This is a genomic window from Actinosynnema sp. NPDC023794, from assembly GCF_040639675.1.
In the GTDB taxonomy this organism is placed as follows: Bacteria; Actinomycetota; Actinomycetes; order Mycobacteriales; family Pseudonocardiaceae; genus Actinosynnema; species Actinosynnema luteola.
The window spans coordinates 86,244-110,084 of sequence record NZ_JBFAFR010000002.1; the positions used below are offsets into that span (position 1 = coordinate 86,244).

Annotated in this window: 20 protein-coding genes; 7 read left to right on the forward strand and 13 right to left on the reverse strand. The window is 71.9% G+C overall.

The annotated features are described in order from the left end of the window. The first annotated feature begins 95 nt into the window (after positions 1-95). The gene (locus tag AB0H12_RS04895; RefSeq protein WP_499620920.1) at positions 96-422 is read left to right on the forward strand and encodes a DUF3817 domain-containing protein; all 327 of its coding nucleotides are present in this window, start codon (positions 96-98) and stop codon (positions 420-422) included. Positions 423-426: 4 nt separating this feature from the next. Here AB0H12_RS04895 and AB0H12_RS04900 read toward each other — a convergent pair whose 3' ends face one another. Together AB0H12_RS04900 and AB0H12_RS04905 are read right to left on the reverse strand one after the other, a co-directional pair. Further along, positions 427-1,461 (reverse strand): phosphotransferase, encoded by a 1,035-nt coding sequence (locus tag AB0H12_RS04900; RefSeq protein WP_499620921.1) that lies wholly within the window; start codon positions 1,459-1,461, stop codon positions 427-429. Between the two features lie 43 nt (positions 1,462-1,504). Next, positions 1,505-2,008, reverse strand: coding sequence for a MarR family winged helix-turn-helix transcriptional regulator (locus tag AB0H12_RS04905; RefSeq protein WP_053721863.1), 504 nt, complete (start codon positions 2,006-2,008; stop codon positions 1,505-1,507). A 41-nt stretch (positions 2,009-2,049) separates the two neighbouring features. On the opposite strand from AB0H12_RS04905, the gene AB0H12_RS04910 reads away from it, so the two are divergent. Genes AB0H12_RS04910 through AB0H12_RS04920 form a run of 3 tightly spaced genes read left to right on the forward strand, consistent with a single transcriptional unit; the run spans position 2,050 to position 4,256 of the window. Further along, positions 2,050-2,352, forward strand: coding sequence for an MTH1187 family thiamine-binding protein (locus tag AB0H12_RS04910; RefSeq protein WP_499620922.1), 303 nt, complete (start codon positions 2,050-2,052; stop codon positions 2,350-2,352). Positions 2,353-2,378: 26 nt separating this feature from the next. Next, the gene (locus tag AB0H12_RS04915; RefSeq protein ID WP_499620924.1) at positions 2,379-3,224 is read left to right on the forward strand and encodes an SCO6745 family protein; all 846 of its coding nucleotides are present in this window, start codon (positions 2,379-2,381) and stop codon (positions 3,222-3,224) included. A gap of 42 nt (positions 3,225-3,266) precedes the next feature. Beyond that, the gene (locus tag AB0H12_RS04920) at positions 3,267-4,256 is read left to right on the forward strand and encodes a co-chaperone YbbN (RefSeq protein WP_499620925.1); all 990 of its coding nucleotides are present in this window, start codon (positions 3,267-3,269) and stop codon (positions 4,254-4,256) included. 175 nt (positions 4,257-4,431) lie between these two features. On the opposite strand, the gene AB0H12_RS04925 is transcribed toward AB0H12_RS04920, so the two are convergent. The 3 genes from AB0H12_RS04925 to AB0H12_RS04935 form a co-directional block, all read right to left on the reverse strand. Further along, positions 4,432-5,868 (reverse strand): neutral zinc metallopeptidase, encoded by a 1,437-nt coding sequence (locus AB0H12_RS04925; RefSeq protein WP_499620926.1) that lies wholly within the window; start codon positions 5,866-5,868, stop codon positions 4,432-4,434. Positions 5,869-5,932: 64 nt separating this feature from the next. Further along, on the reverse strand, positions 5,933-7,309 hold the full coding sequence (locus AB0H12_RS04930; RefSeq protein WP_499620927.1) for a neutral zinc metallopeptidase: 1,377 nt from the start codon (positions 7,307-7,309) through the stop codon (positions 5,933-5,935). 26 nt (positions 7,310-7,335) lie between these two features. Then, positions 7,336-8,532 (reverse strand): MFS transporter, encoded by a 1,197-nt coding sequence (locus tag AB0H12_RS04935; protein WP_499620928.1) that lies wholly within the window; start codon positions 8,530-8,532, stop codon positions 7,336-7,338. A gap of 108 nt (positions 8,533-8,640) precedes the next feature. Between AB0H12_RS04935 and AB0H12_RS04940 the strand changes: the two genes are divergently transcribed. Continuing rightward, a complete protein-coding gene (locus AB0H12_RS04940) occupies positions 8,641-9,357 on the forward strand; it encodes an ArsR/SmtB family transcription factor (protein WP_499620930.1) in 717 nt (238 codons plus the stop codon). Here AB0H12_RS04940 and AB0H12_RS04945 read toward each other — a convergent pair. The 5 genes from AB0H12_RS04945 to AB0H12_RS04965 all read right to left on the reverse strand — a co-directional run bounded on the left by AB0H12_RS04945 (position 9,341) and on the right by AB0H12_RS04965 (position 17,727). Further along, a complete protein-coding gene (locus AB0H12_RS04945) occupies positions 9,341-10,138 on the reverse strand; it encodes a class I SAM-dependent methyltransferase (protein WP_499620931.1) in 798 nt (265 codons plus the stop codon). The two genes, AB0H12_RS04940 and AB0H12_RS04945, sit on opposite strands and share 17 nt — an antisense overlap. Positions 10,139-10,256: 118 nt before the next feature. Continuing rightward, positions 10,257-12,491, reverse strand: a complete 2,235-nt coding sequence (gene glgB / locus AB0H12_RS04950; protein WP_499620932.1) for a 1,4-alpha-glucan branching protein GlgB — start codon at positions 12,489-12,491, stop codon at positions 10,257-10,259. Next, positions 12,488-13,828: a maltokinase N-terminal cap-like domain-containing protein gene (locus AB0H12_RS04955; protein ID WP_499620934.1), complete on the reverse strand. Its 1,341-nt coding sequence runs from the start codon at positions 13,826-13,828 to the stop codon at positions 12,488-12,490. The genes glgB and AB0H12_RS04955 overlap by 4 nt, the downstream gene beginning before the upstream one ends. Positions 13,829-13,833: 5 nt before the next feature. Then, positions 13,834-15,645: a maltose alpha-D-glucosyltransferase gene (treS, locus tag AB0H12_RS04960; RefSeq protein WP_499620935.1), complete on the reverse strand. Its 1,812-nt coding sequence runs from the start codon at positions 15,643-15,645 to the stop codon at positions 13,834-13,836. A gap of 102 nt (positions 15,646-15,747) precedes the next feature. Then, on the reverse strand, positions 15,748-17,727 hold the full coding sequence (locus AB0H12_RS04965) for an alpha-1,4-glucan--maltose-1-phosphate maltosyltransferase (RefSeq protein WP_499620936.1): 1,980 nt from the start codon (positions 17,725-17,727) through the stop codon (positions 15,748-15,750). A gap of 554 nt (positions 17,728-18,281) precedes the next feature. On the opposite strand from AB0H12_RS04965, the gene glgP reads away from it, so the two are divergent. Next, entirely contained in the window at positions 18,282-20,852 is a 2,571-nt protein-coding gene (gene glgP / locus AB0H12_RS04970; protein WP_499620937.1) for an alpha-glucan family phosphorylase, read from the forward strand. A gap of 135 nt (positions 20,853-20,987) precedes the next feature. After that, on the forward strand, positions 20,988-21,491 hold the full coding sequence (locus AB0H12_RS04975) for a hypothetical protein (RefSeq protein WP_499620938.1): 504 nt from the start codon (positions 20,988-20,990) through the stop codon (positions 21,489-21,491). Between the two features lie 4 nt (positions 21,492-21,495). On the opposite strand, the gene AB0H12_RS04980 is transcribed toward AB0H12_RS04975, so the two are convergent. The 3 genes from AB0H12_RS04980 to AB0H12_RS04990 all read right to left on the reverse strand — a co-directional run bounded on the left by AB0H12_RS04980 (position 21,496) and on the right by AB0H12_RS04990 (position 23,789). Next, positions 21,496-22,620: a hypothetical protein gene (locus AB0H12_RS04980; protein ID WP_499620939.1), complete on the reverse strand. Its 1,125-nt coding sequence runs from the start codon at positions 22,618-22,620 to the stop codon at positions 21,496-21,498. Positions 22,621-22,827: 207 nt separating this feature from the next. Next, positions 22,828-23,214: a rhodanese-like domain-containing protein gene (locus AB0H12_RS04985; RefSeq protein ID WP_499620940.1), complete on the reverse strand. Its 387-nt coding sequence runs from the start codon at positions 23,212-23,214 to the stop codon at positions 22,828-22,830. After that, the gene (locus AB0H12_RS04990) at positions 23,211-23,789 is read right to left on the reverse strand and encodes a cysteine dioxygenase (protein WP_499620941.1); all 579 of its coding nucleotides are present in this window, start codon (positions 23,787-23,789) and stop codon (positions 23,211-23,213) included. Before AB0H12_RS04990 ends, AB0H12_RS04985 begins: the two co-directional genes overlap by 4 nt. Between the last annotated feature and the right edge of the window lie 52 nt (positions 23,790-23,841).

Here is a 23,841-nt window from a genome sequence, read left to right on the forward strand (position 1 = left end):
CAGAGGTCCTGGAGGTTCGACACGCGGGACCCGAGTGTTCGACACGCGCCGGGGGTGGGGTGGGGGTGAGGGGGGTCACTGGCCACAATGGGGGCATGCTTAGCAGCGCTGTTGGTCGGTTTCGCCTGCTCGCCCTGGCCGAGGCGGTGTCGTGGGCCGGTCTGTTGATCGGCATGTTCTTCAAGTACGTCGTGGTGGAGAACGAGATCGGCGTCAAGATCTTCGGGCCCGTGCACGGCGCGATCTTCGTCGGCTACGTCCTGGTGACGCTGATGCTGGCGCACCGCTGGGACCGCAAGACGCTCGTCCTCGGCCTGGTCGCGAGCATCCCGCCGTTCGGCACCGTGGTGTTCGAGCGCTGGGCCAACCGGACCGGTCGACTCGACGTCGCCCAGGACCAGGTTCAGCCCGCCGAGGACTGAGCGTTCAGACCGCCAAGGACCGGGCGCGGGCCAACTCCGCCTCGGGATCACCGAGGTGGTACACGCGCTCGCTCGGCTCGATGTTGTCCAGGAACTCCTGGTACACCACCGCGCCGACGAGATGTGACGCCGGCCGGGCGTGCCGCAGCGCGCTCGCCGGATCGCTCGACGGGTAGTGGCGCAACCACGCGTCGACCCACGTGCGTTCGATCACCGCCCGGAACTCCGGCGCGACGAACCCGATCAGCCGCGCCGCGTCCAACGCCGGGTGGCCCCAGTGCGCGTCACCCCAGTCGAGCACGACACCGCCCGAACGCCAGTTGCCCGGGTGGAAGTCGCCGTGCAGCAACGTCTCCGGCAACCCGAAGTCCGGCACCCGCACGCCGCGCACCCGCAACCGCGGCTCACCGGCCAACGCCGCCTGCACCGCCACCCACCGCGGCACGATCCGCTCGACCACGTCCTCACCCGGCTGCCAGCAGTCCACCCCCGGCGCCTCCGCCAGCAGCACCCGCCCGGGCTCGGCCGCGATCACCGCCGGCGCCAACGACGGGTCGACCGACGCCACCAGCCCGATCACCCCGGCCTCGTCCGCCATGAACGGCGGCGTGGCCTTCGCCCACACGTTCCCGCCCACCGTCGGCAGCCGGTACAGGCACGACAGGTTCCACGTCTTCACCTGCACGGCCGGCCCGGTCACCTCGACGTGCCGCCGCGCCCACTCGACCAACGCCGCCGGCCCGCCGGGACGCGCCCACGGCAGCCGCAGCGGGTGATCGGCGAAGTCGGTCGGCGAGCCTGCCGACAGCCCGTGCCCGGGCACGCGGTCGGCCTCGACCTGGTACGTCACCACGCCGTCACGCATCGCCGGCGCAGTGGTCCCGACCAGCCGCAACACGCTCGTCGTCACGCCGAGCACCCGGTCCAGGTGCGCGGTCACGGGCTCGACGTCGTTCCACCACGGGCTGTCGACCGTGAACGGCTCCGCCGCGCCGACGAACCGGCCGCCGACCGTCACCAGAGCCCTGATCTCCCGCACGACGTGCAGCGTGGCCGGGCAGGCGGTGCCGTGTCGACCGAATTCAGTCCTCGAAGTCGCCGACCGCGCGCCGGACCTTGGCCAGCAGGTCGGTCAGCTGCTCGGTCTGCCGGTCGGTCAGCCCGCGCAACCCGAACTCGACCCCGGTCACGGCTTCCGTGGCGGCCTCACGCCGGGCGTGCCCGGCCTCGGTGATCTCCACGAGCGTGGTGCGCCGGTCGGTGGGGTGGGGGTTGCGGCGCACGAGTCCGTCGGCTTCCAGCCGGTCCACGATGTTCGTGACGCTCGTCGGGTGCAGCTGGAGCCGTTCGCCCATGACCCGCATCGGCAGGCTGCCCGTGCGGGCGAACGTCAACAGCACCAGCGCCTCGAACCGCGCGAACGTCAACCCGTGCGGCTTGAGGGCGGCGTCCACGGCGGACTGGATGATCTGCTGTACTCGCATGACGCTGGTGACCGCCGCCATCGCCGTCGACGGTCCGATCCGCTTCTCCCACAGCTCGGCGGCGCGCGCGATGGGGTCGAACGGCAGCGGCTGGGACGTCATGCGCCGAAGCTACCAGTGGGTACCCCGACCAGGAGGCAGTAGTGCTCGTCGCGTTCAGCGTCAGCCCGCTCGGCGGTGAGTCGGACGGAGTGGCCGAGGCCGTCGCCCAGGCCGTGCGGGTGGTCCGCGAGTCCGGCCTGCCCAACGAGACCAACGCCATGTTCACGCTGGTCGAGGGCGAGTGGGACGAGGTGATGGCGGTGGTGAAGAAGGCGACGGAGGTCGTGCAGGCCACCGCGCCGCGGGTCAGCCTCGTGCTCAAGGCGGACATCAGGCCCGGCTGGACGGGCCAGCTCACGGCCAAGGTGGAGCGGGTCGAGCGACACCTGGCAGCTGACGAGTAGTCGGACGTCCGACTAACTTGACGGTCATGGAGCCGAGAGACCTGTGGGTCCGCTTCGAGACCTACCACGACGTCACGTACTTCTCGCCGGAGTCACGAGCGGTCACCGACGCGCTGGGCTGCAAGGGCGGCTGGATGGGCTACTTCGGCCAGCGCGCGGCGCCGTTGGGCGCGGCGGCGCCGGAGGTCGTGACCGCCGCGTTCTACAGCTTCCACCCGCGCATGGTGGCCCGTGCGCTGCCCGACGCGTGGGACGTGGCCAGTCCCGCCCGCTTCTTGGAGGCACGGCTGGAGGGCGTCGACCGGGCGCTGCGGCGGATGCTGGAGACGCTGGACGTCGCCGAAGCCGCCGACCTGGCCGGGCAGGCGGCGGAGGCCGCGCCGACGGCCGGGCGGGTCCTGGCCGCGGCGAACGGCGTGCTGCCCGTGCCGGACGAGCCGCACCTGGCGCTGTGGCAGGCGTGCACGACGTTGCGCGAGTCTCGTGGTGACGGCCACATCGCCGCGCTGGTGGCCGCCGACCTCGCACCGTGCGAGACGTTGGTGCTGTTCAGTGCCGACAAGGGCCTCGACCCGGCGTACATGCGTGCCGCGCGCGGCTGGTCGGAGCAGGAGTGGCGGGAAGCCGAAGCGGCGCTCACCGAGCGCGGTCTGCTCGACGGCGGCCTGACGCCGGCCGGTCGCGCGTTGCGGGAGGACGTCGAACGGCGCACCGACGAGGCCGCCACCCGTCCGTGGGATGTTCTCGGCCCGGCGGGCACCGCTCGTTTCGCCGAGTTGACGACCCCGATCGCGCTCCGCCTGGGGCGGCTCAACGAGGCGATGCGGACGAATCCGATGGCGATCGACCCGGTCGCGCAACTCCCCGGCTAGCCGCGCGTGGCCGGCCGCCGGACTCGTGCCAGGATGGAAGGCGTGACAAGGCCAGACCCCCGAAAGACCGCCGCACTGTCCGCCGCGTTGTCCGGGGCGGTCGACCTCGGCGCGCTGAAGGCCCGGGCCGACGCCGCGAGGCAGCGCGCCACCACCCCACCCCCGTCGTCCGGCTCCGGCGGAGCCGTCGGCGGTTCGGACGCCGGTCCGAGCCCGTGGGTGCTGGACGTCACCGAGGCGACGTTCCAGTCGGTTGTCGAACGCTCCCTGGAGATCCCGGTCGTCGTCGAGCTGACGGCGTCGTGGAGCCCCGAGGCAGGCCAGCTCTCGCCGGTGCTGGAACGCGCCGCCAGGGCGGGCGGCGGCACCTGGCTGCTGGCCAGGGTCGACCTCGACGCCAACCCGCGCATCGGCCAGGTGTTCGGCGTGCAGTCCGTGCCGACCGTGGTCGCGATCGCCGGCGGCCAGCCCCTGGACGCCTTCGCCGGGCCGCTGCCGGAGGCCGAGTTCGGCCAGTGGATCACCCGCCTGCTGGACGCCCTGCGCGACCGCCTGCCGGGCATCAAGGCGGCGGAGGCCAACCGCGCGGCGGCGCCGGGCGCGGAGCCCGTCGCCGAGCCGGAGGACCCCCGCTTCACCGCCGCCGAGGACGCCTTCGAGCAGGGCGACTTCGCCGCCGCCGAGGCCGCGTACGAGGCGATCCTCGCCGCCGAACCGGCCAACGCCGAGGCCAAGGCGGCGCTGGCGCAGGTCCGGTTCACGGCTCGGGCCGAGGCGGTGCCCGCGGACGCCACCGCGAAGGCCGACGCCAACCCGGACGACGTGGACGCCCAACTGGCCGCCGCGGACCTGGAGCTGGCGACGAACGACGTGGACCAGGCGTTCAAGCGACTGGTCGACACGGTCCGCCGGGTCTTCGGCGAGGACCGCGACAAGGTCCGCGAACACCTGGTGGGCCTGTTCGAACTCTTCCCGCCGGACGACGACCGGGTCGCCAAGGCCCGCCGCAACCTGGCCAGCGCCCTGTTCTGACCCACCCCACTCCCACCACTCTCGTCACGCCTGACAGGGGTCCCGTTCGCAGGACCCCTGTCAGTCTTGTGCCGAGGGCTCGGGAACTCGAGAAGACGAGAAGCGTCCTGGCCGGACGGACGGTTCAGCAGGCCGGCCCGATGCCCTTCTCCTCACCCACGGACCCCGACCTCGCTCAGCCCGCGTACTTGCGGGTGCACAGCCCGGCACCCTGGTAGAAGCCGTCGCGGAACGCCTCGACGCGGGCGAAGCCGGACGGCACCACGGTCCCGTTCACGTCCGCCGCGATCAGGCTCTTGTCGGCCAGCAGCTCGGCCACCGCCTCGTCCAGATCACCGGACGACAGGCGCAGCCGCGCGTTGCTCTGGTTCGTCGTCCCGGCCCACGCCCCGGTCAGGCAAGCCGTCCGCAACCCCGCCGCCGGACCCTCCAGCCCGTACCCGGTCGCCTTCTGGATCGACAGCGCGAACCGCGACGCGATCTCGGCGAACGCGGCGAAGTCGCCGATCCCGCCCTTCTGCCCGCGCTTCGGCGGCGTGCCGATCTTCACCAGGTCGGGCAGGTCGATGGAGATCGAGTTCGTCGCCGGGCAGTACGCCGCCGGCGAGGTGTCGCCGCCGTCCGGGCACTCCGCGGACGACGAGGTGGACAACGCGGGCGGCGTGGCGGCGGCATCCTTGAACGCCGCGCGCAGCGACTCCTCCAGCAGGTCGAGCGACCGCTGGTCGTCCACCTTCAGGTTGCCCTTGCCCTGCCCGGTGTCCTGGTCCTGCGAGTCGAACTTCTGCTGCGTGATCCGCGCCTTGATCTCGGCCTCGTCGATCTCCGCGCACCGCGACGGATCACCCGCGAACCCGAACTGGAACGCCGACACCCGGTCGAACGCGCTGCCGTGCGCGCCCTGCTTCTCGGCCGACGTGCCCGCCGCGTCCCGGATGAAGAACATCGTCGCCAGCACCTGGTTCAACCCGGGCCCGGTCGAGATGCGGAAGTGCTTGGCCTTGCCTTCAGCCACCCACCGGAAGAAGTTGCCCGCGTAGCAGTCGGCCTGCTGCTCCTTGATGATCGACGGCGTGGCCTGGTTGATCCCGCCGATGTCGCCGAGCTTGTACTGGATCGCGTGGCCCATCTCGTGCGCCAGCACGGTCACCACCGACATCGGCCCGAACGCGTCGTCCAGCATCGGCAGCAGCTCACCGCGGTCCCACGCGATCGAGTCGTCCAGCGAGCAGTAGAACGCGTTCGCCACGCCCGCCGTGTTGGTGCGGCAGATCTCCACGCCCTTGCCGTTGGAGTCGTAGGACACCAACCGCTTCACCGGCTCGAACTCCTTGCCGAACCGCGCGGGCAGCTGCTCGGCCCAGTACTCCTCGACGTCGGCCAGCGCGTTGATCGCGAGCCGGTCCATCTCGCCGCCGTCGGCGTTCTCCACCTGCAGGTCGGCGTCCGGCACGCCCGGCTTCGCGCCGCTCTCGCCGGTGGTGATGTCCAACCCGGCCACCTTGGTGACGTCGGGCCGTTCGGACCGCCCTTGGCCGCTCACCGTCTGGGTGCACCCCGTCAACGCCAACGCGGTGACGAGCGTCGCCGCAACCCAAGCCCGTCGAGCCATGCCCAAGCCCCATCCCCGGTCCGTGCCGATCCAAGCCCGAACCCTACTTGGCCGGCTCGCGGCATTAGGCCAAACCGCAGGCTTCGACGCCCTCGAACACGCCGCCGCGGAACACCTCGACCCGCTTGAACCCCGGACCGAGCGTCGCCGAACCGGTCGCGTCCCGGGCCGCGTAGTCGTAGGCGAGCAGCACCTGCACCGCCTCGTCGAGGTCGCCGGGCGACAGCCCGAAGCCCTTCTGCCGGGTGAACACCTCCCGCGTGTACGCGCCGGCCAGGCACAACGCGCTGGTCGCCGCACGCTCGCCTTCGAGGTCCACGTCCACCGCCGCCATCGCGGCCAACGCGTAACGGCTCGCCAGCAGCACACCCGTGGCGTAGTCGCCGATCTCGGCGTGCAGCTCGGGCAGGTCGGACTCGACCTCGAACTCCACCGACTTGTCCGCCGGGCAGTACGCCACCGGGCCCTGGTCGCCGGAGCAGTCCGGCTCCTCCTCGGTCGGCGTGGACTTCGGGTCGGTCCACTTCTTGCCCGCCTGCTCGACCAGGGCCTTGTAGTACAGGTTCAGGTCGGGCGTGACGTTCGTCAGCATCTCGTCGAACGGCAGGTTGCCGCCGCGGTCGCGGTCGTCGGCGGAGGTGAACGCCTGCTGCGTGAACACCCGGTTCTCCGTCGACATGGCCGCGCAGAACTCGGTGCCCTGCTGGTAGCCGTCCTGGAACGCGGACACCCGGTCGAACGCGTTGCCGTGCGCGGACCGGTCGCTCGCCGAGGTGCCGACCGGGTCGCGGAACGTGATCAGCGCGCCCAGCGCCGAGTCCAGCGTGTCGGAGCCGATGTCGAGGTGCTCGGACTTGCCGTCGTTGACCCACTTGATGAACGCGCCCGCGAAGCAGTCGGCCATCGCCTCGGTGAGGATCGTGGGGAACCGCTGCGGCTCGCGCCGCTCGGCCTCCGGCGTGATGCCCATCCGGTTCTGCACGGCGTGGCCCATCTCGTGCGCCAGCACGATCACCACGGCCGCGTCGCCGAACCGGTCCTTGAGCACGGGCAGCAGCGCGGCGCGGTCCCACGCGATGGCGTCGGCGCTCGGGCAGTAGAACGCGTTGCCCTCCACATCGCTCGCCTTCTCGGTGCACGGCGGCGGCTTGGCGGAGGGGTCTGCGGTGTCGACCGAGTAGATGCCGCCCTCGATCGGTTCCCACGGCTTGTCGAACGTGTCCGGGAACGCCTCTTCCCAGAACGTGTCGATGTCGGTGACGGCGGTGGCCGCCAGCTGGTCGATCGGACCGCCGTCGGTGCCCCGGATGAAGCCCGGGTCGACGGTGCCCTTGGTGACGGCCTCACCCGCCACCGGTTTGCCCGGGATCGCCTGGGCACAGGCGCTTGCCGTGAGCAGGACCGTCGCCAGCAGGACCAGCCGAGCCGATACGAGCCGCATTGGCCCATTGTGCCCGCGCCGAACCCCTACGGGGTCGTGTTCGACGCCGTCGCCGGATCACGGGTGCGTGTCGCCCACCTGGTCAACACCGGCACGGGCGCGACCGCGACCAGGAAGATCACGGCCACGGCGAGCCAACCGCCCGCGCCGAAGCCACCGAGCGCGAACGTCAGGACGGCGGGCCCGAAGAGCTGCACGGTGGCGGTGGCGGCCTCGTTGACCCCCTGGTAGGCGCCACGCGCGTCATCACGCATGAGACTCACCGACAAACCCCAGTTCGCGGCCACGTAACCGAGTTCGCCGACCACGTGCAGCACCGCCGCGATCACCACGACCGCCACGGCCGCCGCACCCGAGCCGCCCGCGGTCGTGGCGAGCAGGGCGCAGCTCGCGGCGAGGACGACCCCGGACCGGACCGCCGTGCGCGCGGCCTGGTCCGGGGTGCGGGCGAAGCGCGCGAACGGCACCTGGAACACGGTGATGCCCACCGAGCTGACGACCACCACCACGCCGCTCAGCGCGAGCGGCAGGTCGGTCGACCGGGACAGCCACAGCGGCAACCCGGTCGACAGCACCGCCCAGCACAGCGACAGGACCGAGGTGGCCGCGACGACGGCGAGGTAGGGGCGGTCGCGCAGCACGACTCGCGCGCGGGGCGCCGCACCGACCGACGACGGCTTGCGGACGGCGAGCGTCGTCACCGCCAGGACTCCGAACGTGAGCGCGTTGCCGGTGATCGCCAGGGCGTGGGCGGAGTGGCTGTCGGCCGTCAGCACCAGCGCGCCGAGCCCGGCCCCGATCGCGTAGCCGACGTGCTGCGCCACGCGCTGCTGCGCCAACGCACGCACCCTGGCCGCGTTGTCCGTCACCAGCCCCGCGATCAACGCCGTCCGCGCGGCGTTGCCGCCGTTGGCCGGCGCGGTGAACGCCACCGTCGCCACGAGGAACGACCACGTGCCGTCCACGACCAGGTAGGACGCCATGGCGCACGCTCGCACGACGGTGATCACCACCAGCACCGACCTCGGGTCGAACCGGTCCGCCAACGCGCCGAGCGGCACCGCCGCGAGCAACCCCGCCGCGCCGGCGACCGCCATCCCGACACCGACCGTCACCAGCGGCAACCCGAGCACGCGGGTGAAGAACAACGCCCACGTGGTGAACCACAGGCCGTCGCCGAGAGCCGAGACCCCGCGGCCCCACAAGAGCGCACCCAGCCCCACGGCAACCACCCTTCACAGTTCTATGAACGGTGTGTGCGACCGTATCCCGCGTCACCCGCGGTCCGCAACCAGGGTTCAGGGAAGCGTGAAGGGTGTTAGGGTGTGGTCGTGGCGGGATGGATCGACCCGGGCAACGCCGTGCAGGCGTCCGCCGTCGCGCTGGCCCGCGAACTGTCGGACCCGGTCCGGCTCACCGCGCTGCAACTGCTCGCCGCCGAGGGCCCGCACGCGATGGTGCAACTGGCCGACGCCATGGGCATCTCGCCGCCACGACTGGGCAACCACCTGGCCCGCCTGCGCGCCGCCGGCCTGGTCACGGTCGAGCACACCGGCCGCCACGCCGTCTACCGGGTCGCCCGCGCCGACATCGCCGACGTCCTCACCGCACTGGCCCGTTACGCCCACCACGACGACCTCACCTCACCGCGGCGCGCCTCATCGCCGGTGGACGTCGCCCACACGTGCTACGACCACGCGGCCGGTCGCCTGGGGATCGCGGTGTTCACCACCTTGGTCGACGGCGGCGCGCTCGTCCCGCCCGACGGCCGCACCGGCGAACTGGCGCTCGGCGAGGACCTGACCGCGTTGCACCGCCTCGGCGTCGACCCGCACGCCGTCGCACCGCGCCGCCGCCTGGCGTCGGCCTGCCTGGACCGCACGCACCGCGTCCCGCACCTGGGCGGCGACCTCGGCCGGCTCGTGCTCGACGCGTTCGTGGCCGACGACCTGGTCCGCCGTCAGGACGGCACCAGGGAACTCCTCGTCACCGAACGGGGAGCCGCACGACTTCCCGAGCTGCTGCCGGCTTTCACGCCCGCGCCATGACACCGCGCACCGCCCACGCCCGCGCGGTGAGCCGGATCGAGCCGTCCGGGTGGGTGGGCAGGCGGGTGCGGAGCAGGTCGCGCAGGGCACGGCGCCGGTCCTCGGGCAGGGACGCGGTGTAGCCGGGCGCCGGTCCCTGCCCACCGAGGAACGGACGCCAGTAGTCGTCGAAGTCGTTGAACACCGTCGGGACCTCCAGCGCCTCGACGCGCACCCCGCGCAGGCCGGCGTCGGTCCACAGCGCGCGGAGCGGTTCGGGTCGGCAGAGGGGGAAGCGCCTGCCCTCGTGCAGGGCGGCGGCGGCCGGGTCGAGGTCGGTGGCGGCGTCCCAGAAGAAGCGGGTGATCGCCATGCCCTCGGCGTAGTCCCAGACGTAGGCGGCGACCACGCCGCCGGGCGCGGCGACCCTCGTGCACTCGGCGAGGGCCCGGACCGGGTCGGGCACGAAGTTGAGGGCGAGGCCGCTGACCACGGCGTCGAAGGCGCGGTCGGACAGCGGGAGGGAGCGGGCGTCGCCGACGTGGAAGGCGGCCCGCGGGTCGGCGACCCGGTGCCGCGCGGTGGCCAGGAAGCCTTCGGACGGGTCGACGCCGACGACCTCGGCCGGGTCGGCGACCTTGAGGATCGCGGTGGTCAACGCACCCGTGCCGCAGCCGATGTCCAACCACCGGCGGGTCGCCGGCACGTCCAGCAGCCGGAGGAACCGCCGCGCGACGGGCGCGCTCCAACGCCCGACGTAAGCCTCGTACGCCTCGCCGACCGCCCACACCTCGTCCGCCATGGGGCTCAGCATGGCAGGCGCCGCGCCCTGTGGACGGCGTTCCGCACCACGCGGTTCGGTCAGGGCCCGCGCGCGTCCCGGCCGGGTCTCGAGGACCCGGCCGGGCAAGGCGGTCCGGTCAGGTGTTGTCGAGGTCGTCCAGGTCGATCGGGCCCTCGACGCCGGCCCGGTCCTCCGCCGTGACGGTCGCCGTGACCGCGGGTGCTTCCGGCGCGAGCCAGAGCACGCCCGCCGGCGGCAGCTGGAGCACGGCGGACGCGGGCCGCCCGTGCCACGGGTGCTCCTCCGCCTCCACCACGCCGAAGTTCCCGACGCCGGACCCGCCGTAGACCTCCGAGTCCGTGTTCACCACCTCTCGCCACCGACCCGTCACCGGCAGCCCGACCCGGTAGTCGTGGTGCGGCATGCCGGCGAAGTTCGCCACGCAGGCGAGCACCGAGCCGTCCTCGCCGATCCGCAGGAAGCTCAGGACGTTGCCCGCCGAGTCGTTCGCGTCGATCCACGAGAAGCCCTCGGGCCTGTTGTCCGCGCTGTACAACGCGGGCGAGCCCCGGTAGACCCGGTTCAGGTCGGCGATCAGCCGGTGCAGGCCGCCGTGCAGCGGCGACTCCAGCAGGTGCCAGTCCAGCGAACGGCCTTCCGACCACTCGTCGCGCTGCCCGAACTCGCCGCCCATGAACAGCAGCTGCTTGCCGGGGTGCGCCCACATGAACGCCAGCAGCGACCGCAGCCCCGCCGCCTTGTTCCAGTCGTCGCCGGGCATCCGCTGCCACAACGACCCCTTGCCGTGCACGACCTCGTCGTGCGACAGCGGCAGCACGAAGTTCTCGCTCCACGCGTACACCAGCGAGAACGTGATCTCGTTGTGGTGGAACGACCGGTGCACGGGCTCGCGCGACAGGTAGTGCAGCGTGTCGTGCATCCAGCCCATGTTCCACTTGAAGCCGAACCCGAGGCCGCCCAGGTGCGTCGGCCGCGTGACGCCCGGCCACGCCGTCGACTCCTCCGCCACCATCACCACGCCGGGGTGGCGCTTGTAGACGGTCGCGTTGAGCTCCTGCAGGAACCGCACCGCGTCCAGGTTCTCCCGCCCGCCGTACTGGTTGGGCAGCCACTGCCCTTCCTGCCGCGAGTAGTCCAGGTACAGCATCGAGGCCACCGCGTCGACCCGCAGGCCGTCGATGTGGAACTCCTCGATCCAGTACAGCGCGTTGGCGACCAGGAAGTTGCGCACCTCGTTGCGCCCGAAGTCGAACACCAGGGTGCCCCAGTCCGGGTGCTCGCCGCGGCGCGGGTCCTCGTGCTCGTACAACGCGCTGCCGTCGAACTTCGCCAACGCCCAGGAGTCGCGCGGGAAGTGGGCGGGCACCCAGTCCATGATCACGCCGACGCCGCGCTGGTGCAGCACGTCCACGAAGTGCCGGAAGTCGTCCGGCGAGCCGAACCGCGAGGTCGGCGCGTAGTACGACGTCACCTGGTAGCCCCACGACCCGCCGAACGGGTGCTCGGCCACCGGCATCAGCTCCACGTGCGTGAAACCGGCGCCCACCACGTAGTCCGCCAGCTCCGCGGCCAGCTCCCGGTAACCCAGACCGGGCTTCCACGAGCCCAGGTGCACCTCGTACACGCTCATCGGCGCGTTGATCCACTGCGTGGCGTCGCGCTTGGCCCGCCACTCCTCGTCGCCCCACTCGTGCGCGGTCCGGGTGACGACCGACGCGGTCTGCGGCGGCGTCTCGGTGGCGAACGCCATCGGGTCGGCCTTCTCGTGCCACCCGCCGTCCCGGCCGAGGATCCGGAACTTGTACCGGGTGCCCTCCGGGATGCCGGGGATGAAGATCTCCCACACGCCGGACGAGCCGAGCGACCTCATCGGGTTCGCGCGGCCGTCCCAGCCGTCGAAGTCGCCGCACACCCGCACACCGCGCGCGGTCGGCGCCCACACGGCGAACGAGACGCCCGAGACGGTGCCGTTGGGCGTGTCGTAGGTGCGCACCCGCGCGCCCAGCACGTCCCACAGGCGCTCGTGCCGCCCCTCGCCGATCAGGTGCAGGTCCAGCTCGCCGACGGTCGGCAGCCAGCGGTACGGGTCGTCCACCTCGACGACCTGGTCGCCGTACTCGACCTCCAGCCGGTAGTCACCGGGGTGCTCGGGCAGGTCGCCCGCGAACAACCCGTCGGCGACCCGGTCCAGGTCGAAGCGCTTGTCGGCGGCCATCACCGCCACCGCGGTCGCGCCCGGCCGCAGCGCCCGCGCGACCACGCCCTCCGGGACGTGGTGCACGCCGAGCACCGAGTGCGGGTCGTGGTGCGCACCGGCCAGCAGCCGGTCGACGTCCTCGGGCGAGATCATGACTGCACCGCTCCCTCTCCAGTGATCCGCGCGATCGACGACAACGGGACCGTCAACCACTCCGGCCTGTTCGCGTGCTCGTACGCGACCTCGTAGACGGCCTTGTCCAGCTCGAACGCCCGCAGCAGGTAGCCCCGCTTGCGCGGGTCGCCGACCGACTCCGACGCCGCCTCCGCGTAGCCCTCGGTGAACGCCGCGCGGTTGCGCCGCGCCCACTCCAGCGCCCGCACGGTCAGCTGGTGGTCCTCCGGCTGGCCGACGAGCAGCTGGTGCGCCGCGTAGTCGAAGGATCGCAGCATCCCCGCCACGTCGCGCAACGGCGAGCGCAGCGCGATCCGCTCGGCCATCGGCGAACCCGGCTCGCCCTCGAAGTCGATCAGGAGCCAGCCCTGCACGGTCCGCAGCACCTGACCGAGGTGCAGGTCGCCGTGGATGTGCTGCACGGCGACCGCGTCCGGTGTCTCCCTGGCCTGCTCGAACGCCTCCCGCAACGCGGGCACGTACGGCCGCAGCTCCGGCACCGAGGCGACCACCGCGTCCAGCCGCGCGATCATCGCCCGCACGGTCCGGTCGATGTCCTCGGCGTCTGCGGACTGCGTGCCCAGCGCGCGCTCCAGGTCGGCGTGCACCGTGGCCACGGCCTGTCCCAGCCGCTGCGCCTCGCCGGCGAAGTCGCCGCCCACCTCGTCGGCGTGCAGGTCGGCCTCGGCCATCAGGTCGCGCACGCTGGTGGTGGCCATCGCCCAGCCGTCCACCGCGTCCGGCATGAACTGCTGGAGCATGCCGACGGTCGTGGTCTGACCGTCGAGCCGACCGGTGATCGACCCGAGCGGCTGGGCGATGTGCTCGCACCCGACCTGGCGCAACGCCCGGTGCAGCACCAGGTCCGGGTTCTCGCCGTAGCTGAGCTTGCGGAACAGCTTGAGGATGTACTGGCTGCCGAACACGATCGAGGTGTTGGACTGCTCGGACGTGATCGGCCGGCCGCGCAGCCCGGTCTGCAGCTCGACGTCCGGCTCGTGCGCGAACCTCAGGCCCTCGACCTCGACGCCCTCGGCGATCAGGTCGAGCAGCACGCCGGTCAGCTCCGGCACGGAGGTGGCCTCGTAGTTGTCCACGTGGTCGGTGACCAGCAGCTGGTAGGGCTCACGCCGGCCCGGCTGCTCCACCTCCACCACGAGGTGCACCAGCACCGGGTCCTCGGACCGCAGCACGGCCGCCCGCAGCGGGCGGATCGAGGTCACCGGGCGGTCCTTCCCGCCGAACCACCGCTGCGCGGGAAGCCACTCGGGCAGCTCGGCCAGCACCCTGTCCACCAGGTCGTGCGGCTGGGTCACGTCCATCACCTCGGCTCGCTGTCGTCGCCGGCTTCCACGAGTTGGAACCAGTAGAAGCCGTGACCGGGCAAAGTCAGCAGGTAGGGCAGGTCGCCGACGGTCGGGAAGACGACGCCGCCGGTCAGCTCGACCGGCCTGCTGCCGTGGTGCTCCGACAGGTCGAGCTCGACCGGCTGCGGGAACCGCGACAGGTTGTTCACGCACAGCACGACGTCCTCGTGGCCGTCGGGCCGCAGCCACCGCCGCCGGTAGGCCAGCACGCTCGGGTTCGACCCGCCGAGATCGGTGAAGTCGCCCTCCGCGAACGCGTGGTGCTGCTTGCGCACCTCGATCATCCGCCGCGTCCAGTGCAGCAGCGAGGACTGGTTGTTCAGCTGCGCCTCGACGTTGAGCGCCTGGTAGCCGTACACCGGGTCCATGATCACGGGCAGGTAGATCCGGCCCGGGTCGCAGCTGGAGAACCCCGCGTTGCGGTCCGGTGTCCACTGCATCGGCGTGCGCACCGCGTCGCGGTCGCCCAGCCAGATGTTGTCGCCCATGCCGATCTCGTCACCGTAGTAGAGGACGGGCGAGCCCGGTAGCGACAGCAGCATCGCGGTGAACAGCTCCTGCTGGTTGCGGTCGTTCTCCAGCAGCGGGGCCAGGCGCCGTCTGATGCCGATGTTCGCCTTCATCCGCGGGTCCTTGGCGTACTCCGCGTACATGTAGTCGCGCTCTTCGTCGGTGACCATCTCGAGCGTCAGCTCGTCGTGGTTGCGCAGGAAGATGCCCCACTGCGCGCCCGACGGGATCTCCGGCGTCTGCGCCAGGATCTCCGAGATCGGGAACCGCGACTCCCGCCGCACGGCCATGAAGATGCGCGGCATCAGCGGGAAGTGGAACGCCATGTGGCACTCGTCGCCGCCCACCTCCGGGTCGCCGAAGTACTCGACCACGTCCGACGGCCACTGGTTGGCCTCCGCCAGCAGCACCCGGCCGGGGTACTCGTCGTCGACGACCTTGCGGCAGCGCTTGAGGAAGTCGTGCGTGCGCGGCAGGTTCTCGCAGTTCGTGCCCTCCGCCTCGAACAGGTACGGCACGGCGTCGAGCCGGAACCCGTCGATGCCCAGGTCGAGCCAGAACCGCAGGGTGTCCAGCATGGCTTCCTGGACGTGCGGGTTCTCGAAGTTCAGGTCGGGTTGGTGGGAGAAGAACCGGTGCCAGTAGAACTGGCCGCGCACCGGGTCGTAGGTCCAGTTGGACGACTCCGTGTCGACGAAGATGATCCGCGCGTCCGCGTAGCGCTGGTCGTCGTCGCTCCACACGTAGTAGTCGCCGTAAGGGCCGTCCGGATCGGTGCGCGACTGCTGGAACCACGGGTGCGCGTCGCTGGTGTGGTTGAGCACCAGGTCCGTGATCACCCGGATGCCGCGCCGGTGCGCCTCGTCCAGCAGGTACACGAAGTCCTCGACCGAGCCGAACTCCGGCAGCACCGCGCGGAAGTCGGAGATGTCGTAGCCGCCGTCGCGCAGCGGCGAGGCGTAGAACGGCGGCAGCCACAGGCAGTCGACGCCGAGCCACTCCAGGTAGTCCAACCGGGACGCGAGGCCCCGCAGATCTCCGGTGCCGTCGCCGTTGGAGTCGCTGAACGCGCGCACCAGCACCTCGTAGAACACCGCGCCCTTGAACCAGTCGCGCTCGCGCGGCACGAGCTTGGCCGACCGGAAGTCCTCGGCCTGCGGTTCGACCAGCAGGCCGTCCGCGCCGATGGCCTCGCCGGTGTGCGGCACGTTCTCCAGGCCTACCAGCGCGGCGTCGGGTCGGGCCTCTTCCTGCATGTGTGCTCCACCTCGTCCCACCTCATTGGGGGTGCGTTCGATCGTCCCTCGTGCTCTTCGGCGGGCACGGGGACTCAGGTTTCGGGGACCGGGCTGGGTTTTCTAGTGGCTGAACCTGCGCTGGACGCCGACGACGTGCGCCGGGGCGCGCCAGGGTTCCAGGCGGACGTAGTTGGCCTGACCCCAGTCCCAGGTCTCCCCGGACACCTCGTCGTGCGCGATCAGCCGCTCGTGCCAGTCGACGCCGAGCGCGGGCAGGTCCAGCCAGACGGTGCCGTCCTGCGCGTTGTGCGGATCCAGGTTGACCACGACGACGACCGTGTCGCCGCTGCCGGGATCCTGCTTGGAGTAGGCGATCAACGCCGGGTTGTCGACGTGGTGGAACCGGAGTGTTCGCATCTGCTGCAACGCCGGGTGCGCCCGGCGGATCGCGTTCAGCTTGCGCAACCACGGTTCCAGCGACCGTCCCTCGGCCACCGCCGCCGCGTAGTCGCGGGGGCGGAGCTGGTACTTCTCCGAGTTCAGGTACTCCTCGCTGCCCGGCCGGACGGCCTCGTGCTCGAACAGCTCGTAGCCCGAGTACACACCCCAGGTCGGCGCCATCGTCGCCGCCAGCGCCGCGCGCAGCGCGAACATGCCCGGACCGCCGTGCTGGAGCGATTCGTGCAGGATGTCCGGGGTGTTGACGAACAGGTTGGGCCGCGCTTCGTCCCAGTGCTCGACCAGCTCGTTGCCGAACTCGGTCAGCTCCTCCTTGGTCGTGCGCCAGGTGAAGTAGGTGTAGCTCTGCGTGAAGCCGAGCTTGGCCAGGCCGTACAGGCGGGCCGGGCGGGTGAACGCCTCGGACAGGAACAGCACGTCCGGGTGCCGGTCCTTGACCGCCCAGATCAGCCACGCCCAGAAGTCCGGCGGCTTGGTGTGCGGGTTGTCGACCCGGAAGATCCGCACCCCGTGGTCCACCCAGTGCAGCACGACGCGCAGCACCTCGTTGTAGATGCCCTGCGGGTCGTTGTCGAAGTTGACCGGGTAGATGTCCTGGTACTTCTTCGGCGGGTTCTCCGCGTAGGCGATCGAGCCGTCCGGGCGGGTGGTGAACCACTCGGGGTTCTTCAGCACCCACGGGTGGTCGGGGGCGCACTGGAGCGCCAGGTCGAGCGCCACCTCGATGTTCAGCTCGCGGGCCCGGTCGACGAACGCGTCGAAGTCCTCGATCGTGCCGAGCTCGGGGTGGATCGCGTCGTGCCCGCCCTCGTCCGCGCCGATGGCCCAGGTCGAGCCGGGGTCGTCCTCGGTGGCGGTGAGCGTGTTGTTCGGTCCCTTGCGGTTCACCCGCCCGATCGGGTGGATGGGGGGCAGGTAGGCGACGTCGAAGCCCATGGCCGCGATGCGGTCCAGCTCCTTGGCGGCGGTGACGAACGTGCCGTGCACCGGGACGCCCGACTCGTCGACGCCGCCCGTGCTGCGGGGGAAGAACTCGTACCAGGACCCGAACGCCGCACGCTTGCGGTCGACCCACACCTTCCGCGGCTTGCCCCTGGTGACCAGCTCGCGGACGGGGTGGTCGTGCATGACCCGGCGGACGTCGCTCGCGAGGGCGGGCGCGACCCGCTCGGCGAGGGGGCGGTGCTCGTCGCGCAGCGCGGTGGCCGCGTTGACCAGCAGCGGCTTGTCCTTGCGCCGGTCGGGGCGGCGGCTGACGCGGTCGAGCAGGAGCGCGCCGGTCTCCAGGTCGTTCGCCAGCTCGTCCGCGCTCTGACCCGCGGCGATCTTGACCTCGACGGCGTGCTCCCAGGTGGCCCACGGGTCGCTCCAGGCGTCCACGCGGAACGTCCACGCGCCCGGCGCGTCCGGCACGATCGTGGCGGCCCAGCGGTCCAGGCCGACACCGCGCGGGACCATCCGTGTCTGTCTGGCGACCCGGTCGTCCGGCCCCCGCCACGCCACCGTGGCGGCCACGGCGTCGTGGCCCTCGCGCCACACCGTGGCCTCGACCGGGACGTGTTCGCCGACCACGGCCTTCGCCGGGTAGCGACCGTTGCTCACGGTCGGGGAGACATCGTCGATACCGAGTCGTCCACTCATCGGCAGCGCCCCTCTCACCTGGTGTGACGCTTGCACGGTCAAGTCTGCCCGCAGCGGTGGGACGGCCCACCACCGGGACACCTGTTCCCGACGTTCCTACCCGTTCTGATCGGATTGCACACTTGGCGGTGGCGACCGTCTCGCGATGCGAGCAGAGTCGCAAAGCGTGATCGATTCGGGCCGCGAGCCACGCCGGTACCGATCGAGCGAACACGGGTCACCCGATCAGGATAGTGATCATGCCGCCCGGCTCCACGTCCGTCACCGAGTTCCCGGCCGGGCCGACACCCGCGGCGCCGGCGCTCGCCCGGCCGCCGCCCCGTGCCGATCCCGCGCGACCACGTCGACGCGGTCACCGCCGACCCGGGACGTGCCGCTGACCGCGTTCCGGGAGATCTGCGAGGTCATGCCGCTGCGCAGGCACGAGGCGCTTGCGCGCTGTGGGCGAAATAACTTGCAAAGCGCAGTTTGCGCTGGTCAGGCTGTATCGGTCACGGCATCGGTTCGGGTGACCGTTGTTACGCGCCGCTGGATGGGGGATAAGGTCCGACGCCATGCGAGCACTTCGCCGGTTCACCGTCCGAGCCAGTCTGCCCGAGCCGTTGACCGCCCTGGGCACCCTCGCCACGAACCTGCGCTGGACGTGGCACCAGCCCACCCAGGACCTGTTCGCTTCGGTCGCCCCGGAGCTGTGGGCCGAGAGCGGCGACCCGTTGCGGCTGCTGTCGGTGGTCGCGCCCGAACGCCTCGAAGCCCTCTCCCGTGACGAGCAGTTCCTCGCGCACGCCCGCGCCCTCGCCGACGACCTGCACCGCTACACCACCGGACCGCGCTGGTTCCAGCGCCGCCAGGACGAGATCGCGCAGCGCCGCGAGCACGGCAGCCACGACCTGAACCCCCTGCCCACCGCGATCGCCTACTTCTCCATGGAGTTCGGCGTCACCGAGGCCCTGCCGAACTACTCCGGCGGCCTCGGCGTGCTGGCGGGCGACCACCTCAAGGCGGCCTCCGACCTGGGCGTGCCGCTGATCGCGGTCGGCCTGCTCTACCGGTCCGGCTACTTCCGCCAGGCGCTGTCCCTGGACGGCTGGCAGATCGAGCACTACCCGGTGCTCGACCCGCGCGGCCTGCCGCTGGAGCTGCTCACCGAGCCGTCCGGCGCGCCGATCCTCGTGCACGTCGCCATGCCCGGCGACCGCGTGCTGCGCGCCAAGGTGTGGAAGGCGCAGGTCGGCCGCATCCCGCTGCTGCTGCTCGACTCCGACGTCGAGGAGAACGACGACGACCTGCGCGGCGTCACCGACCGCCTCTACGGCGGCGACCAGGACCACCGCATCCGGCAGGAGATCCTGGCCGGCGTCGGCGGCGTCCGCGCCGTGCGCACGTACTGCGACCTGACCGGGCACCCGTCGCCCGAGGTGTTCCACACCAACGAGGGCCACGCGGGCTTCCTCGGCCTGGAACGCATCCGCGAGCTGGTCACGACCGAGGGCCTCGACTTCGACCAGGCGTTGGCGGCGGTCCGCGCGGGCACGGTGTTCACCACGCACACGCCGGTGCCGGCGGGCATCGACCGGTTCCCCGTCGACCTGGTGCAGCACTACTTCGGCTCCGAGGCCCTGCTGCCGGGCGTGAACACCCAGCGGCTCCTCGCCCTCGGCGCGGAGGACAACCCCGGCCTGTTCAACATGGCGCACATGGGCCTGCGGCTCGCGCAGCGCGCCAACGGCGTCTCCAAGCTGCACGGCACCGTCAGCCGCGACATGTTCCGCGGCCTGTGGCCGGGCTTCGACGCGGCCGAGGTGCCGATCGGCTCGGTCACCAACGGCGTGCACGGCCCGACGTGGGCGGCGACCGAGATGAGCAGGCTCGTCGGCGACACTGAGGAGGCCGGCGTCGGCCTGCACGGGTTCGAGCCGGTCACCGACCAGCGGCTGTGGGAGCTGCGCAACGACCTGCGCGGCAAGCTCGTCGACGAGGTCCGCCGCCGCACGCGCGCGTCGTGGCTGCAGCGCGGCGCGTCGGCGTTGGAGCTGGGCTGGACCGACTCGGTGTTCGACCCGGACGTGCTGACCGTCGGCTTCGCCCGCCGCGTGCCGACCTACAAGCGGCTGACGCTGATGCTGCGCGACGCGGACCGGCTGCGCGCGCTGCTGCTGCACCCCGAACGGCCGGTGCAGCTGGTCGTCGCGGGCAAGTCGCACCCCGCCGACGACGGCGGCAAGGCGTTGATCCAGCAGATCGTGCGGTTCGCCGACGACGCGGGCGTGCGGCACCGGATCGTGTTCCTGCCCGACTACGACATGTCCATGGCCCGGTACCTGTACTGGGGCTGCGACGTGTGGCTGAACAACCCGATGCGCCCGCTGGAGGCGTGCGGCACGTCCGGCATGAAGTCGGCGCTGAACGGCGGGCTGAACCTGTCGATCCGCGACGGCTGGTGGGACGAGCTGTACGACGGCAGCAACGGCTGGGCCATCCCGACCGCCGACGGCATCACCGACCCGACCCGGCGTGACGACCTGGAGGCCGCGGCGCTGTACGACCTGCTCGGCAACCAGGTCGCGCCGCTGTTCTACGACCGCGGTGAGGACGGCGTGCCGACGCGGTGGCTGGCGATGGTGCGGCACACGCTGGCCTCGCTCGGCCCGGCGGTGCAGGCGTCGCGGATGGTGCGCGAGTACGTGGAGAACCTGTACGCGCCCGCCGCGTCGTCGGCCGCCTCGGTGGTCGGCGACGGGTTCCGCGGCGCGAAGGAGCTGGCCGCGTACCGGCAGCGGCTGCGGGCGTCGTGGACGCGGGTGCGGGTGCTGGAGTCGGAGATGTCGCTGAACGGGTCCGCGACGCCGAACCTCGGCTCGCCGGTCGGCGTGCGGGCGCGGATCGAGCTGGCCGGCCTCGAACCGTCCGAAGTGGACGTCCAGGTGGCGTTGGGCCGGGTCGGCGACTCCGACGAGCTGTACGACGTGGTCACGCACGGCATGGACTACGCGGGCAACGGCAACTACGAGATCGAGGTGCCGCTGCCGCACGCGGGCGCGGTCGGCTACACGGTGCGCGTGCTGCCGAGGCACGACCTGCTCGCGTCACCGGCGGAACTCGGTCGGGTCGTGCTGGCCGGCTGAGATCGCTCGACCAGATGACCGTCGGCGTGACCGGCGGTCATCTGGTCCACGCTGGTGTGCCGGGGGTTTCTTCGGTCGGGTGAACTCGCCGCTTTCACCGGCAGGTGGCCGCGCGTCCGCGCTTACGCTTCCGGCGTGAGGAAATTCGCGACGATCGGCACGGTGCTCGCCGTCGTGCTCGCCGTGGCCGTCATCCCGGCCGCGTCGGCGCAGCGGCAGTCGGCGGAACCTCCCGCCGCGTGCGCGGGACTGGTGGCGCAGCTCGCGGACACGCTGAAGAAGGTGGTCGAGCCGCTGGCCGCGAACCCGCCGGCGCCGGACAAGGCCGCCGTGCCGCTGGGCGAGGTGCTCCGCGTGCTGGTGGCGATGACGGCGACCAAGTGCCTGCCGACGCCGCCGACGACCGCGCCCGCGGAGGTCCGGTTCCACGGGCCGGAGCTGTGCCTGTCGCAGGACCTGGCGATGTTCGCCGGCGCGTTCAGCGTGCTGAGCAAGATCGTGCCCGGCGCCGTGGCGCCGGATCCGGGGAAGCTGCGCGCCGAGGCGCAGACGTGGTTGAAGCTCGTGAACGAGGCCCTGAAGACCTGCGGCCTGCCCGTGCCGGAGGGCGGCATGCCGGCCATGCCGGATCCTGCCTAGTCCCTCAGGAGATGTTGAGCCGGGCGGTGGTCTCCGCGACCCGGGGCATCCAGCCGGCGAGTTGTTCGGCCTCGACCAGGCTCGCGCGGGCCGCCGCGTTGTCGCCGGCGGCCATGTGCGCGCGGGCGATCGTGGCCAGGGCGTCGGCGCGGGCGAGACCGCTCTCGCTGGTCGCCTTGGCCTGGGTGGCGAGGGCGAGCGCGGTGGTGTGGTCGTGCTCGATCAGGGCGAGTTGCGCCAGCGTGGCCGTGCAGCGGTGGCGCGGGTAGCCGAACTTCATCGCGCCGTCCGCCGCGCGTTTCGCCGCGGGCACGCCGACGTCCGCCGGCAGTTGGCCGCCCTCGACCGCGTTCGCCGTGGAGCCGGCCATCGCGGCGAGCACGAACGCCATGTCGCGCGGCTCCAGGTCGGTGCGCCCGACCAGTCCGCTGACCAGGTGCAACGCCTCGCCGTACCGGGCGCGCAGCGTCAGCACGGCGGACCGCGCGCCGATCGCGACCAGCAGCGTGGGGTGGCGTTCGACCAGTTCGTCGGCGAGCGCTTCGGCCCGGTCGAGGTCGCCGACTTCGAGCGCGTCGGTCACCTGGTTGACCAGGGGCGTCGCCTCGAACTCCGCCGCCGTGCGGCCGGACACGCGGGGCAGGGCGAACAGGAACCAGCCCGGTGAGGTGGTGCCCGCGCCGCGTCGTGGCCACAGGCCGTTGAGCAGCACGGCCGTGCCCGCGACCGCGAAACCGCGCAGGAACGGCTGGTCCGCGTCCGACCAGACGAGCGCGCCGAGCCAGACCACCGCCACGACGGCAGCGGCCACGACGGCCGACGTGAGCCCGGTGAACCACAGCCGGCGGCGGACCGGCGCCTTGATCGACGTGAGGCCGACCGACATCAGCAACGGGATCGTCCGCCACACCACCCGCAGGTGCGGCTTCGTCCACGTGCGGATCTCGCCGCCGACGCCGATCTCGACCAACGGCACCCGCACGTGGAACAGCCGTGCGCCGGCCAGCAAGCCGAGCTGCAGCGCCGCGTTGACCGCCCACGTCCCCACCGCTGCCCCACCGAACGTCGCGACACCCGGCCGCCAGACCACGAGGACGACCAGGGCCAACCCGGTCAGCGCTTTCCACACGGACCTGGAGACGCTACCGCCCTCCTCCCGGTTCCCGAATGCAGAACTCGGGGTGCGCGAACGTAGGACACGATCGTTCTGGACGTGGGACACGCGGGACCTGAAGGTTCGACACGCGCGGTGTGAACGTAGGACTCTCGCGCGTGTCGAACGCTCGGGTACGGCGTGTCGAACGTTCGGGTATGGCGTGTTCGACGTTCGGGGCGGTCAGGTGACGGCTTGGGTGGCGCCCGGCCGCACGGGGAGGCCGGCAGCGGCGTAGCCGCGGAAGCCGCCGACGAGGTCCGTCGCACGCGGCAGGCCCACGCGTTGCAGGTCGCGGGCGGCCAGGCTGGAGGCGTAGCCCTCGTTGCACAGCACGACCACGGTGGTCTCGGCGGTGAAGCCGGGGATGCGGTGCTCGCCGCCCGGGTCCAGCCGCCACTCCAGCACGATGCGCTCCACCGGGATCGAGCCGGGGATCTCACCCTCCGCCGCCCGGTTGTGGTGCGGTCGGATGTCGACCACCAGCACGTCCGACAGCCCGGCCAGCTCCTCCGGCGACACGCGGGTCAACGACCGCCGCGCTTGTTCCAGCAACTCCTCGGCACTCACGGACCCTCCTGGTCGGCCAGAACGCGCAGCTGCTCCAACGGCAGCCGCAGGGCGGGCAACGGCGGGATCTCCTGCGGTATGTCGGCGAGACTCGGGTACTCGCGGGTCGGCACCAGCGGCGGCGAGTAGGCGTGCACGCTCGCCGCACCGATACTGCCCTGGTTCAGCACCCGGTGCGCGCGCCCGGCGCCGAACCCCAACGCGCTGCCCACCGGCCGCCGCGCGCTGCGGATCGGCCCACCGGGGTAGCGGTAATCCTCCGCCAGCTCACCGGTGAGCACGGTGAACGAGCCCGCCGCGCCGCCGTGGTCGTGCGGCTCGGTGCCCTGACCGGGCAGCCAGCTCAGCAGCCACAGCTCGACGCCCTCGGTCAACCCGAGCCGCGCCCACCATCGCCGATCGGGGTCGAACCGGAGGACGTCCAGCAACGGGGTGGTCAGTTCGGCGGCGACGGTGGACGTCAGCTCGCGCAGCTCGCGCGGCGTCCACAGGTCGCGTTCCGGGTGGATGATGTCGCGCAGGAACCGCACGTCCAGCTTCGGGTGCAGGTCGGCGCGCGCGATCGTCGCGGTCACGTGGGTCGCTCCTGATGGCTACGGGTCGGGCGGGGTAGCGATCAAGACGCGA